General features: G+C 69.9%; 11 protein-coding genes. 3 read left to right on the top strand and 8 right to left on the bottom strand.

The annotated features are described in order from the left end of the window. Positions 1-42: 42 nt before the first annotated feature. Positions 43-510 carry a F0F1 ATP synthase subunit B family protein gene (locus H9Y04_RS13760; protein ID WP_236070795.1) on the bottom strand — a complete coding sequence of 156 codons (468 nt, stop codon included), beginning with the start codon at positions 508-510 and terminating at the stop codon, positions 43-45. 200 nt (positions 511-710) lie between these two features. On the opposite strand from H9Y04_RS13760, the gene sph reads away from it, so the two are divergent. Next, positions 711-1,655 carry a sphingomyelin phosphodiesterase gene (sph, locus tag H9Y04_RS13755; RefSeq protein WP_236070841.1) on the top strand — a complete coding sequence of 315 codons (945 nt, stop codon included), beginning with the start codon at positions 711-713 and terminating at the stop codon, positions 1,653-1,655. A gap of 58 nt (positions 1,656-1,713) precedes the next feature. Here sph and H9Y04_RS13750 read toward each other — a convergent pair whose 3' ends face one another. Next, positions 1,714-3,174: an amino acid permease gene (locus tag H9Y04_RS13750; RefSeq protein ID WP_187814096.1), complete on the bottom strand. Its 1,461-nt coding sequence runs from the start codon at positions 3,172-3,174 to the stop codon at positions 1,714-1,716. Between the two features lie 139 nt (positions 3,175-3,313). Beyond that, positions 3,314-5,101 (bottom strand): AMP-dependent synthetase/ligase, encoded by a 1,788-nt coding sequence (locus tag H9Y04_RS13745; RefSeq protein ID WP_187814095.1) that lies wholly within the window; start codon positions 5,099-5,101, stop codon positions 3,314-3,316. 194 nt (positions 5,102-5,295) lie between these two features. Here H9Y04_RS13745 and H9Y04_RS13740 point away from each other — a divergent pair, with 194 nt between their 5' ends. Beyond that, positions 5,296-6,132, top strand: a complete 837-nt coding sequence (locus H9Y04_RS13740; protein ID WP_187814094.1) for a MerR family transcriptional regulator — start codon at positions 5,296-5,298, stop codon at positions 6,130-6,132. A 72-nt stretch (positions 6,133-6,204) separates the two neighbouring features. After that, a complete protein-coding gene (locus H9Y04_RS13735) occupies positions 6,205-7,104 on the top strand; it encodes an aminoglycoside phosphotransferase family protein (RefSeq protein WP_187814093.1) in 900 nt (299 codons plus the stop codon). 24 nt (positions 7,105-7,128) lie between these two features. On the opposite strand, the gene H9Y04_RS13730 is transcribed toward H9Y04_RS13735, so the two are convergent. The 5 genes from H9Y04_RS13730 to H9Y04_RS13710 all read right to left on the bottom strand — a co-directional run bounded on the left by H9Y04_RS13730 (position 7,129) and on the right by H9Y04_RS13710 (position 13,496). Further along, positions 7,129-8,052: a GlxA family transcriptional regulator gene (locus H9Y04_RS13730; RefSeq protein WP_187814092.1), complete on the bottom strand. Its 924-nt coding sequence runs from the start codon at positions 8,050-8,052 to the stop codon at positions 7,129-7,131. Next, complete coding sequence (locus H9Y04_RS13725; RefSeq protein WP_187814091.1) at positions 8,049-8,606, bottom strand: cysteine hydrolase family protein; 558 nt, start codon at positions 8,604-8,606, stop codon at positions 8,049-8,051. The genes H9Y04_RS13730 and H9Y04_RS13725 overlap by 4 nt, the downstream gene beginning before the upstream one ends. A 126-nt stretch (positions 8,607-8,732) precedes the next feature. Further along, positions 8,733-10,907, bottom strand: coding sequence for a 3-hydroxyacyl-CoA dehydrogenase NAD-binding domain-containing protein (locus H9Y04_RS13720; protein ID WP_187814090.1), 2,175 nt, complete (start codon positions 10,905-10,907; stop codon positions 8,733-8,735). A 183-nt stretch (positions 10,908-11,090) separates the two neighbouring features. Further along, the gene (locus tag H9Y04_RS13715) at positions 11,091-12,305 is read right to left on the bottom strand and encodes an acetyl-CoA C-acetyltransferase (protein ID WP_187814089.1); all 1,215 of its coding nucleotides are present in this window, start codon (positions 12,303-12,305) and stop codon (positions 11,091-11,093) included. Positions 12,306-12,353: 48 nt separating this feature from the next. Then, on the bottom strand, positions 12,354-13,496 hold the full coding sequence (locus H9Y04_RS13710; RefSeq protein WP_187814436.1) for an acyl-CoA dehydrogenase family protein: 1,143 nt from the start codon (positions 13,494-13,496) through the stop codon (positions 12,354-12,356). Positions 13,497-13,510 lie beyond the last annotated feature (14 nt).

Genomic DNA, 13,510 nt, shown 5'->3' with positions numbered 1-13,510 from the left:
AAAAGAGGGCAGTAGAGGTACCCGTGGATAATCAGTCGGGTGTCACCGCTGGTCCGAGGCCGCGCCGACGGGTTCACCGAGGATGCGGGCGGCCAGCTCGCGCGCGAGGGCGTCGACGTCCGCGCGCAGCTCCGCCTCGGCCGCCGCCCGCGCGGACGCGATCTGCTCGCGTCCCCGGGCCAGCAGTTCCGTGCGCTCCTCCAGCGCCCGCGCGCGGGCCGCCGCGATGATCGCCGCGCCCTCCTCGTACGCCCGCTGCCGGGTGCGGGCCGCATCGTGCCGTGCCTCGGCGAGCAGCCGTACGGGAAGGCCGGGTTCGCATCCGTCGGGAAGCCAGGGGCCTTCGCGCGGCGACAGCAGCTCGTCGCGGTCATGGAGGACGGCGTCGATTCTCGGCAGCAGGACCTTGGCCATCAGGACGTAGCAGGCGGCGAAGCAGACGAGCGCGAACACCAGGCCTTCGACGAGGGGGTTGAGCGGCCCCAGGCGATGGCCCCAGTCACCGGGCATGAGCTGCATGGTCCTGGCCTACCCCGACGGGTGGGCTCCAACTCGCGGCCACCCGGAGGCTACCGGGAAGTAACTCCCGCTGCTTTGATGTGCAGGCGATCTCTCCTGCCCCACATCTCACGGGAGTTCATGTGTCCAGCACATCACGCACTTCTCGCGCCTCGCGCGCCTCTCGCACCTCGCGTACGTCCGCCGCCGCGCTGGCTGCGCTGCTGACCGGCGCCGGTCTGGTCGCCATGTCACCGGCCCCCGCCGCCGCGGCAGCCGCGCCGGACGTCAAGGTGCTCACGTACAACGCCTTTCTCTTCAGCAAGACGCTGTATCCCAACTGGGGCCAGGACCACCGCGCGGCCCAGATCCCGAAGACCTCCTTCTTCCGCGGCCAGGACGTGGTCGTGATCCAGGAGGCCTTCGACAACTCCGCCTCCGACGCGCTCGCGGCCGGCGCGCGCGCCGAGTATCCGCACCAGACGCCGGTCGTGGGCCGGAGCAAGTCGGGCTGGGACGCGACGGGCGGCAACTACTCCACGACCACACCCGAGGACGGCGGGGTGACGATCTACAGCAAGTGGCCGGTGCTGCGCAAGGAGCAGTACGTCTTCCCGGACGCCTGCGGGGCGGACTGGTGGTCCAACAAGGGCTTCGCGTACGCGGTCCTGGACGTGAACGGCAGCAAGGTGCACGTGGTCGGGACGCATCTGCAGTCCACCGACCCCGGCTGCGATGCGGGCGAGGCCGCGGCGATGCGCAGCGAGCAGCTCAAGGACATCGACGCGTTCCTGGACGCCAAGGCGATCCCGGCGTCCGAGCAGGTCATCGTCGCCGGTGATCTGAACGTCGACTCGCACAGCGCCGAGTACGCCTCGATGCTCGCCGACGGCGGCCTGGTGGGCGCGGACGCGCGGACCGGGCACCCGTACTCGTTCGACACCCAGGACAACTCGATCGCCAAGGAGCGCTACCCGGACGACCCGCGCGAGGACCTGGACTACGTGCTGCACCGGGCCGGGCACGCACGGCCCGCGGGGTGGACGAACCACGTGGTCAAGGAGCAGTCCGCGCCCTGGACCGTGACGAGTTGGGGGACGTCCTACACGTACACGAATCTGTCGGACCACTATCCGGTGACGGCCTCCGCGTCATGAAAACAGCTGCGGCCGGTACCGCCCTTCTCAGGGCGGTACCGGCCGCAGTGGCGTGACGTTACTTCGACTGCTCGGCGGCCAGGCCGCCGGCCGCGACCTTGCCGCGGACCTTGTACCAGCCGACGACGAGCGCGAGCGCGATGACCGGGATCAGGTAGAGGGTCGGACGGCCGATCTCGGCGTCCTTCCACATCAGGCCGAGCACCGTGAGCAGGAAGACGATCGTGACGATCTCGGTGACCGGGCTGCCGGGCAGCTTGAACTTCGGCAGCGGGATCAGACCCGCCTCGGCCCGGCGCCGGAACACCATGTGGCAGAGCATGATCGTGACCCAGGTGGTGATGATGCCGAGCGCCGCCACGTTGAGGACGATCTCGAAGGCCTTCTCCGGCATCAGGAAGTTCAGGCCGACTCCGAGCACGCAGACGGCGGAGGTGAGCAGGATGCCGCCGTAGGGCACCTTGTTCTTGCTCATCTTCGCGGTGAAGGCCGGGCCCGAGCCCGCCATCGCCATGGAGCGCAGGATGCGGCCCGTGGAGTACAGACCGGAGTTCAGCGAGGACATCGCGGCCGTGAGGACCACGAGGTTCATCACGTCGCCCGCGGCCGGGACGCCGATGGAGGAGAGCACGGTGACGAAGGGGCTCTCGTCGCCGGAGTACGCGGAGCCCGGCATGAGCAGCGCGAGCAGGACCACGGAACCGACGTAGAAGACACCGACGCGCCACATGATCGAGTTCACCGCGCGGGGCACGATCTTCTGCGGCTCGGCGGTCTCGCCCGCCGCGACGCCGACCAGTTCGAGCGAGGCGTACGCGAAGACGACGCCGGTCATGACGATGACGACGGGCATCATGCCGGACGGGAAGAGGCCGCCGTTGTCGGTGATCACGTGCAGGCCGGGGGTCCCGCCGCCGACCTCGTGCTGCGTGACGAGCAGGAAGATGCCGATCAGCATGAAGATCACGAGGGCCGCGACCTTGATGATCGAGAACCAGAACTCCATCTCACCGAAGATCTTCACGGAGATGAGGTTGATGGCGAGCACGATCGCAAGGGCGATCAGCGCGAGCACCCACTGGGGTATGTCGGTGAAGAAGCTCCAGTAATGCGTGTACATCGCGATCGCCGTGATGTCGGCGATACCGGTCGTCGACCAGTTGAGGAAGTACGCCCAGCCCGCGACGTAGGCACCCTTCTCGCCGAGGAACTCACGCGCGTACGAGACGAACGAACCGGACGAGGGCCGGTAGACGACCATCGCGCCGAGCGCGCGCACCACGAAGAACGCGAAGATGCCGCACACCAGGTAGGCGAGGGCGAGACCCGGTCCGGCCGAGTTGAGGCGGCCACCCGCTCCGAGGAAGAGGCCGGTGCCGATCGCTCCACCGATAGCGATCATGTTGATGTGGCGGGCCTTGAGGTCCTTGCTGTATCCCGCGTCGCCTGCATCGGCGGGCACGTCGGAGGCGACCGTGCGGGGTGCCTCCTGTGCCGCGGTGACGGCTTCCTTGCTCACGCGCTGTTCAACTCTCCGTGGGGGGACAGTGCAAAGTCCGTGCCACCCCTGACGCGGCACGGACCATGGCACACCTTTACCCACACCTGATCGATCAAGCGGTGGCGCAGTTCACAGAGCGGAACATCTCACATGGTGATCAGGGGCTGTACAGCTGCTCGATGTCCGCCCTGTACCGCTCTGTGATCACTCGTCGCCGCAGCTTGAGGGACGGCGTCAGCTCCCCCGTCTCCGGCCCCCACTCCTCCCCCAGGATCTCGAAGCGCTTGATCTGCTCGGTACTGCTGAGGCGCTCGTTGGCCGCGGCCACGGCCTGCTCGATCTCCTCGCGTACGGCCGGCTCCCGCGGATCGGCCGGTACGCCGTGCTCCTCGGCCCAGAGCGGGAAGGTGTCCGGATCGAGGACGAGCAGCGCCACGAGGTACGAGCGGCCGTCGCCGTACGCGAGGGCCTGGCCGATCAGCGGGTGCCCCTTGAGGGTGTTCTCGACGAGGGCGGGCGAGACGTTCTTGCCCGTCGAGGTGATGATCATTTCCTTCTTGCGGTCGGTGAGCCAGAGATAGCCGTCCTCGTCGAGCCGCCCGATGTCCCCGGTCGCGAACCAGCCCTCCGCGTCGCAGGCATCCGCCACCGATCCGTCGGCCTGGAGATAGCCGTCGAAGACGGTGCCGCCGCGTACGAGGATCTCGCCGTCCTCGGCGATACGGACCTCCACCCCCTGGACCGGCCGCCCCACCGAACCGAGCCGGAAGGCGCCCGGGCTGTTGGTGGTGGCGACGCCGACGGTCTCGGTGAGACCCCAGGCGTCCATGATCGTGAGCCCGAAGCCGGCCCAGAACCGCATCACGTCCGGCGGCATGGGTGCCGAGGCGCTCGCGGTCCACAGGAGCCGGTCGAAACCGGCGAGGGCGAGGATCGGGTCGAGCACATGCTTCTTCACATGCCGGTACGCGGCATCCAGCGGGCCTGGCACCGGCTCGCCCTTCTCGCGGTGGGCGAGATGCGCGCGTGCGGTGTCGCAGGCCTTCTCGATCGCCCGCCGCCGCTCCGGCGGCGCCTGCGCGAGCATCGCCCGTACGGCGGCCGCGAGCTTCTCCCACACCCGGGGAACGCCGAAGAACTGCACCGGCCGCAGCTCGCGCACCGTCGGCGCCAGGTGGGCGGGGTCCGGGCAGAGGTGGACGTGGGCGGCGCGGAAGACCGGCAGATAGATCCCGAGCATGCGCTCCGCTATATGCGCGAAGGGGAGATACGAGATGTGCTCGGCGTGGTCCGGCAGTTCCACGACGGCGTCGAGCGCGAGCGCGTTGCGGATCACGTTGCGGTGCGTGATGCGGACGCCCTTGGGGTCGCCGGTCGTGCCGGAGGTGTACACGACGGTCAGCGGGTCGGCCGGGCGGATCTCGCGCCAGGCCTTCTCGAAGGCGTCCCCGTCGTGGCCCGCTGCCAGGACTTCGCCGTACGGGGTGTGGTCCGCGGCCGCCTCGGGCTCGACGACGACCAGGCGCTCCAGGGCGGTTCCGTCCAGGAGCGGCGCCCAGCGGCCGATCTCCCGCTCGCCCTCGATCACCGCGAGACGAGCGCGGCTGTGCCGGGCGATGTGGGCGATCTGGCCGGGGGCGGCGGTGTTGTACACCGAGACAGGGACGGCGCCGAGGTGGGTGAGGGCGAGGTCGGACAGCCAGTGTTCGGGCCGGTTGCCCATCATCATCAGGACGTGGTCGCCGCGGCCGACGCCGAACTGCGCGTATCCGGCGGCCAGCTCGGTCACGTGACGGCGGACCTCGGTCCAGGTGAGCGTCGACCAGCCGTCGCCCGCGCGCCAGGAGAGTGCGGGCCGGTCGCCGTGGTCCTCGGCGTTGCGCAGGAGAAGTGCGGGGAGAGTCAGCTCCTCGGGTGCTCCGGGTAGGCGCAGGATCTTGCTCATGGCGGCCCCCTGTCCGTCGGGCATTGTCCCGGACCGTTTCACAGGGGTGGTGAGACAGCAATACTGCGCGACCTACACCGTTACATCTCGCCACTTCAGGTGAGACAGCAATACTGTTGCACCGCATTGGTGCAAGGTGCCGGGCCGCGGAAGCGCCCGGGCACGGAACGAGGCGGGAAGCGAGGCTGCGAGCAATGACCACCCAGGCCGAGGGGCAGCTCGGACGGGAGCGGACGTCCGGCGGGTACGAACCCTCCCTCACCGTCGACGAGTTGGCCGCCCGCGCCGGGGTCACGGTGCGCACCGTCCGCTTCTACAGCACCCGCGGGCTGCTGCCGCCGCCGTCGATCGGGCCGCGCCGCGTGGGGCGCTACGGGGCGGCGCATCTGTCGCGGCTCGCGCTGATCGAGGAGCTGCAGCACCACGGTCTGACGCTCGCGGCGATCGAGCGCTACATGGAGCAGCTGCCGCCCGACATGACGGCCCACGATCTGGCCATCCACCGGGCCCTGGTGGCGAGTTGGATCCCCGAGGGCGCCACCGAGATGAGCCGTGAGCAGCTGGCCCGGCGAGCGGGCGGCTCGGTCACGGAGTCGGACATCGACCGGCTCGCCGCGATGAGCGTCCTTGAGCGTACGGAGGACCCCGACACCTTCCGTATCGACCCGGGGCTGCTGCACCTGGGGCTGCGGCTGCTCGACGTACCGATCGCGCAGGACACGATCCTGGCCGCGCGCGATGTGATGCTGAAGCACTCGCGGCAGGCGGCCAAGGAGCTGACGCGGCTGTTCCAGGACGAGGTGTGGGCGCCCTACCGCGAGCGCGAACCGGGCCCGGAGGCGGTCGAGGCGATGAAGGCGCTATCGGCGGACATGAAGCCGATGGTGGTGCAAGCGCTGGTCACGGCGTTCCAGCGGTCGCTCAAGGACGAGCTGCGGCGGCGGTACGTGGACGGTACGGACGGGGAGCAGGACGCCGATCCCCTGGCACACGTGCGGCGCTCGGCCGACAGCGATGCCGGGACCGCTTGAGGGCACTGACCCGGGAACTGGTTCCCCGAAGGACATGGCCGGGGCCGCCTGCGTCACGTAGGTTCTCTCCTCATGATCGAGTCCGAGAGGGAGATCAGCGAGGAGCTGGTCCGCGCGCTGCTGCGGGATCAGCACCCCGACCTGGCCCACCTGCCGATCCGCGAGGTCGAGGGGGGTTGGGGCAACCAGATGTGGCGTCTCGGGGACGAGTTGGCAGTCCGGATGCAGCGCATGGACACCAGCCCGTCCCTGCAGCTCAAGGAGCGCCGGTGGCTGCCGGACCTGGCCGCGCGCCTGCCGCTGCCGATCCCGGTGCCGGTGCGCAACGGCGCGCCGTCCGAGCGCTTCCCCAAGATCTGGACCGTGATGACCTGGGTCGCGGGGACGCCCCTCGACCACGGGACCATCACCCGCGGGGACCACGCGGCCGACTCCCTGGCCGGCTTCCTCGAGGCGCTGCATGTGGAGGCGCCGGCCGAGGCACGGGAAGGCTCTGATCGCGGCGCTCACCCCAAGGAGTGCACGGAGGGCTTCGAACACTTCCTGGGCGCCACGGACCTCGCCGGATTCTCCGAGGACGCCCTTCGGGCCGTGTGGGACGACGCGGTCGCGGCTGCCGAGTGGACGGGCCCGCCCGTGTGGGTCCACGGCGATCTGCATCCCGCGAACGTCGTCGTCGCGGACGGCACCCTCGCCGGCATCATCGACTTCGGCGACGTGTCCGCCGGCGACCCGGCCTGGGACCTCGCGGCCGCGTGGCTGCTCCTTCCCGAGGGTGCCGCCGCACGCTTCTTCGACCGGTACGCACAGGCGGACGAGGCGACCGTACGGCGCGCACGGGGACTGGCCGCGCAGAAGAGCCTGTTCCTGATGCTGATGGGTCAGAACGGAGACCGGGGACTGCCCGGCGGCAAGCCTCACTGGGGGCCCGCGGGCCGGGCGGCTCTCGAGCGAGTCCTGAAGGGGCTTTAGCCGGTACCCGACAGGCCGCTGCGGTCAGGCCTTTGCGCCCACCCCGCGGCTGCGCAGGCGGCGGAGCATCCGGGCGTCGTCGAAGCCGACGGCGCGGGCCGCGGCCTCCACGGTTTCGCCCTGGCCGATCAGGTGCTCGGCGCGTTCCAGGCGCAGGGTCTGCTGGTAGCGCAGGGGTGTCAGGCCGTCGGTGGCGCGGTGGAACATCCGCGTCAGGGTGCGCTCGCTGACGCCTGCCTTCGCGGCCAGGGTGGCGAGCGGCAGCGTCTGCGCATAGTGCGCGTCGATGTGGTCCTGGACGCGGTGGACGGTGTCGTCGAGGTGGGAGCGCAGCCGCAGCATGGCGCTGGCCTGCGGTGCGTCGCCGTTGCGGCGGGCGTAGACGACCATGCTGCGGGCCACGCGCGCGGCGAGCGCCGGGCCGTGGCGCTGCGCGAGCAGATGCAGGGCGAGGTCGATGCCGCTGGCGATGCCGGCGGAGGTGACCACCCGGTCGTCGGTCGTGAACAGGACATCGCGTACGACCGTCGCCCTCGGGTACCGGCGGGCCAGCGCGTCCTGCAGGTCGTGGTGCGTGGTGCAGCGGCGGCCGTCCAACAGGCCTGCCCGGCCGAGCAGTTCGGCGCCCGCGCAGACGCTGGCCACGGTGCCGCCGCCGGCATGGTGCGCGCGCAGTCGCTCCAGGACGGCCTCGCTCGCCGCGGGCGGATGGCGCAGCGCGTCCGAGCGCCAGCCCGGCACCATGATCAGGTCGTCGGCGGCCGGCTCGGGCCACTGCGTGCCGGCGGCGAGGGGCAGTCCTTGGGCGCTGGCCACCGGGGCTTCCTCGGCGACATACGCCAGCTCGTAGGGATGCCCGAAGTCCCCTGCCAGACCGAAGGCCTGGGCGGGCCCGGCCAGGTCGAGCAGAAGGACTCCGGGCAGGAGCAGGAAGACGACGCGGTTCACGCGGACGATGCTGCCAGGTCGTTCTCGGTCTCGTAGTCGGCGACGGTGGTGATCCGTGCGAAGCGGCCGCGCAGCACCGCCTCGGTGCGGGCGATGAGTTCCTCGGGGCTGTAACCGGTGTCGTTGTCGGTCGTCACGGCGTCCTTCACGAACACCATGCGGTAGCCGAGGTCGCTGCCGACGCGGGTGGTGGTCTCCACGCACTGCTCGGCGCGGATGCCGCACACCCACAGTTCGGTGATGCCCGCTTCGGTGAGCAGCTGCTGAAGGTTCGTGGTGGTGAACGCGTTGTGCGAGGTCTTGCGGAGCACCGGTTCGCCGGCGGCCGGCCGCTCCAGCTCGTCGAGGAGGCGGACATGTCCCTCGGCCGGATCGAAGACCCCGCCCGACCCGGGCTCTTCGTGCAGCACCCAGACGACCCGGTCGCCCGCCGTGCGGGCGGCACGGACGAGGCGGTTCACGGGGTCCGCGATCTTCGGGTTGCCGATCGCGTCCCACAGGGGGCGGGCTCGGAACGATTCCTGGACATCGATGACGATCAGCGCTCGGCTCATGCACCCATTCTGAGCTGGGGCCGCCTCGCCTCTCCAGGCTCGATCCGGGCCGGCACCGGAACGATCCGGTCAGGACAGCCGCGCCGGTACGGGAGGCAGGCGAGCCTCCCATACCGGCGGCGGGTCCTACTTGTCCGAGAAGCGCTCACCCTTCTCGGCCTTCTCCACCAGGAGGGCCGGCGGCAGGAAGCGGTCGCCGTAGCGGTCCGCCAACTCGTGGGCGCGGGCGACGAATCCGGGCAGGCCGCCCTCGTAGCCGTTGATGTACTGGAGCACACCGCCGGTCCAGCCCGGGAAGCCGATGCCGAAGATCGAGCCGATGTTGGCGTCGGCCACCGAGGTCAGGACGCCCTCTTCGAGGAGCCGCACGGTGTCGAGGGCCTCGGAGAACAGCATCCGCTCCTGCATGTCGCGGAACGGGATCTCGTACCCCGACTTGGTGAAGTGCTCGCGCAGGCCCGGCCAGAGCAGCCCGCGCTTGCCGTCCTCGCCGTACTCGTAGAAGCCGGCGCCGGAGGAGCGGCCCTTGCGCCCGAACTCGTCGATCATCCGGTCGATGACCGCCTCGGCGGGGTGCACCGGCATCTCGATGCCCTCGGCCGCGAGCGCCTGCCGCGTCTCCTCGCGGATCTTGCGCGGCAGCGTGAACGTCAGCTCGTCCAGGAGCGAGAGCACCTTCGCCGGGTAGCCGGCCTGGGCCGCGGCCTGTTCGACGGACGCGGGCTCGATGCCCTCGCCGACCATCGCCACGCCCTCGTTGATGAAGTGGCCGATGACACGCGAGGTGAAGAAGCCGCGGGAGTCGTTGACCACGATCGGGGTCTTGTTGATCTGCCGTACGAGATCGAAGGCGCGCGCGAGGGCTTCCTCGCCCGTGCGCTCGCCCTTGATGATCTCGACGAGCGGCATCTTGTCGACGGGCGAGAAGAAGTGCAGACCGATGAAGTCGTCCTGGCGCTCCACACCTTCGGCCAGCGCCGTGATCGGCAGGGTCGAGGTGTTGGAGCAGAGCAGCGCGTCGGGCTCGACGATGTGCTGGATCTCCTGGAACACCTTGTGCTTGAGCGCCGGGTCCTCGAAGACCGCCTCGATCACCGCGTCGCAGCCCGCGAGGTCGGCCGGGTCGGCGGTGGGCGTGATCAGGGCGAGCAGCGCGTCGGCCTTCTCCTGGGTCGTACGGCCCCGCTTCACCGCCTTCTCGCAGAGCTTCTCCGAGTAGCCCTTGCCCTTGGCGGCGGACTCGGCCGAGACGTCCTTCAGGACGACCTCGATGCCGGCGCGGGCGCAGGAGTAGGCGATCCCCGCGCCCATCATGCCCGCGCCGAGCACGGCGACCTTGCGGACCTTGCGGGGCTCGATGTCCTTGGGGCGGTTGGCGCCGGAGTTGACGGCCTGGAGGTCGAAGAAGAAGGCCTGGATCATGTTCTTCGCGGTCTGGCCCGTGACCAGCTCGGTGAAGTAACGGGCCTCGATGACCAGGGCGTTGTCGAAGTCGACCTGCGAGCCCTCGACCGCGGCAGCGAGGATGTTGCGCGGGGCCGGGTAGGGCGCGCCGCTCAGCTGCTTCTTCAGGTTGGCCGGGAAGGCCGGCAGGTTCGCGGCGAACTTGGGGTTCGCCGGGGTGCCGCCGGGGATGCGGTAGCCGGGCTTGTCCCAGGGCTGCTGGGACTCGGGGTTGGCCTCGATGAAGGCGCGGGCCTTCTCGATCATCTCCTCGCGGGTGGCCGCGACTTCATGGACGAGACCGTTGTCCAGGGCGCGCTGCGGGCTGTACTGCGTGCCCTGCAGCAGCACCTTCAGCAGCGCGTCCGCGATACCCATCAGGCGTACGGTGCGGGTCACGCCGCCGCCCGCGGGCAGCAGACCGAGGGTGACCTCGGGCAGACCGATCTTGGAGCCGGGGGCGTCGAGCGCGATGCGGTGGTGGCTGGCGAGGGCGATCTCGTAACCGCCGCCGAGCGCGGCGCCGTTGATGGCCGCGACGACGGGCTTGCCGAGGGTCTCGATGCGGCGCAGCGAGGCCTTGATGCCGGTGCCGGTCTCGAAGACGCGCTGGGCGTCCTCGGGGCCGGCCTTCATCATGTCCTTGAGGTCGCCGCCGGCGAAGAAGGTCTTCTTCGCGGAGGTGTAGATGATGCCGCGGATCGAGTCCTTCTCGGCCTCGGCGCGGTCGGCGATCGCGGCGATGGAGTCCTTGAACGCCTGGTTCATGGTGTTCGCGGACTGGTTGGGGTCGTCGAGGACGAGCGTGACGATGCCGGTCTCGTCCTGCTCCCAGCGGATGGTGGTGCTCTGCGTCATGGTTCGGTCTCCGTCAAGTCTCTGGCGTGGGCGGCTCGTCGGCGTGCGGCGGCCAATGGGGAGGGCGGCCGGACTTCGTGGCCGGGTGCGGGTGGTCCGGGGTTGCTCGCGCAGTTCCCCGCGCCCCTGAGATGCGCGCTGCGCGCGTCATCTCATCTCCGCAGGCGGGCTCGTTCCGTGGCGTCAGACCCGTTCCACGATCGTGGCGATGCCCATGCCGCCACCGACGCACAGCGTCGCGAGGCCGTAGCGCTTGTCCTGGCGTTCCAGTTCGTCGACGAGCGTGCCGAGGATCATCGCGCCGGTGGCGCCGAGGGGGTGGCCGAGGGCGATGGCGCCGCCGTTGACGTTGACCTTGTCGAGGGACAGGCCCATGTCCTTGACGAAGCGCAGGACGACGGCCGCGAAGGCCTCGTTGATCTCGACGAGGTCGATGTCGTCGATGGTCAGACCGGCCTTGGCGAGCGCCTTGCGCGTGGCGGGAGCGGGCCCGGTGAGCATGATGGTCGGTTCGGAGCCGGAGACCGCGACGGAGACGATCCGGGCGCGCGGGGTCAGACCGTTCCGCTCCCCCGCCTCCTTCGAGCCGATCGCGACCAGCGAGGCGCCGTCCACGATGCCGGAGGAGTTGCCGGCGTGGTGCACGTGGTCGATCTTCTCGATCCAGTGGTACTTCTGCAGCGCCACCGCGTCGAAGCCGCCGAGGTCGCCGATGTCCGCGAAGGACGGCTTCAGCTTGGCGAGCGAGTCGGCGGTGGTGCCGGGGCGCGGGAACTCGTCGTGGTCGAGCACGGTCAGGCCGCTGCGGTCCCGTACGGGAACCACCGAGCGCTCGAAGCGGCCCTCCTTGATGGCGTTCGCGGCGCGCTCCTGCGACAGGGCCGCGTACTCGTCGACATCGCGGCGACTGAAGCCCTCGATGGTGGCGATGAGGTCGGCGCCGATGCCCTGCGGGGCGAAGTTGGTGTCCCAGTTGGTCATCGGGTCGGCGAACCAGGCGCCGCCGTCCGAGGCCATCGGCACACGGGACATGGACTCGACGCCGCCCGCGAGCACCAGGTCCTCCCAGCCCGAACGGACCTTCATCGCCGCCATGTTGACGGCTTCGAGACCCGAGGCGCAGAAGCGGTTCTCCTGTACGCCGGCGACGGTGTCCGGAAGGCCCGCGGCGATCGCGGCGATCCGGGCGATGTCGGAGCCCTGGTCGCCGACCGGGCCGACCACGCCGAGCACGATGTCGTCGATCGTGGCCGGGTCGAGCTCCGGGTTACGGGTCTGGATCTCCTTGATCAGGCCGGTCACGAGGTCGATGGGCTTGGTGCCGTGCAGGGACCCGTTGGCCTTGCCGCGCCCGCGCGGGGTGCGGATCGCGTCGTAGACATACGCTTCGGTGCTCACTGATAAGCCTTTCCGGGGTGCGGGGTGAGGGTGTGAAGAGCTTGCCTGCTACGGCAGCAGCGACCGGCCGATGATCTCCTTCATGATCTCGGTGGTCCCGCCGTAGATGGTCTGGATACGGCCGTCGGTGAAGGCGCGCGCCACGCGGTACTCCGTCATATAGCCGTAGCCGCCGTGCAGTTGGAGACAGCGGTCGGCGACCCGCTTCTGCAGCTCGGTGGCCCACCACTTGGCCATCGAGGCGTGCACATGGTCGAGCACCCCGTTCGTGTGATCCTCGATGCAGCGGTCGAGGAACGTACGGGTGACGGCGCACTCGGTGGCCATCTCGGCGATCTCGAAGCGGATGTGCTGCAGCTTGGCGAGCTTGCGCCCGAAGGCCTCGCGCTCCTGCACGTACTCCATGGTGATCTGGAGCAGGTACTCGGCCGCGGAGATGGCGGCGACCGCGATGCCCATGCGTTCCTGGGCGAGGTTGGTCATCAGGTGCAGGAAGGCGCCGTTGAGATCGCCGAGCAGGTTCTCCTTGGGGACCTTGACGTCCCGGAAGAACAACTCGGCCGTGTCCTGGGCCTTCTGGCCGATCTTGTCGAGGTTGCGGCCGCGCTCGAAGCCCTCCATGCCGCGCTCGACCACAAGCAGCGAGAGGCCCTTGGCACCGCCCTCGGGCGTCGTTCGGGCGACGACGATCACCAGGTCGGCGAGGATTCCGTTGGAGATGAAGGTCTTCGAGCCGTTGAGCACCCAGTGGTCGCCGCGGTCCTCGGCGTGCGTCTTGATGCCCTGGAGGTCCGAGCCGGCGCCGGGCTCGGTCATCGCGATCGCGGTGATGATCTCGCCGGAGCAGAAGCCGGGCAGCCAGCGGCGCTTCTGCTCCTCGGTGGCCAGCGAGGTCAGATACGGGCCGATGATGTCGTTGTGCAGACCGACCGCGAGCCCGGAGGCTCCGGCGCGGGTGAACTCCTCGGCGAGGACGGCCGAGAAGCGGAAGTCGGTGTTCCCGCCGCCTCCGTACTCCTCGGGCACCGCGAGACCGAGGAGGCCCTGCTTGCCGGCCGCGCGCCAGGCGTCGCGGGAGACGATGCCGTCCTTCTCCCACTGCTCGTGGTGCGGGATCACCTCGCGTTCGAGGAAGGTGCGGACGGTCGTACGGAAGGCCTCGTGCTCCTCGCCGTAGAGCCTGCGCTCCATTCCCGAGGGGGTGG

Source organism: Streptomyces polyasparticus (assembly GCF_014493765.1).
GTDB lineage: Bacteria > Actinomycetota > Actinomycetes > Streptomycetales > Streptomycetaceae > Streptomyces > Streptomyces polyasparticus.
The sequence above is the reverse complement of the archived record's forward strand: the minus strand, read 5'-3'. Positions and strand labels throughout refer to the sequence as shown.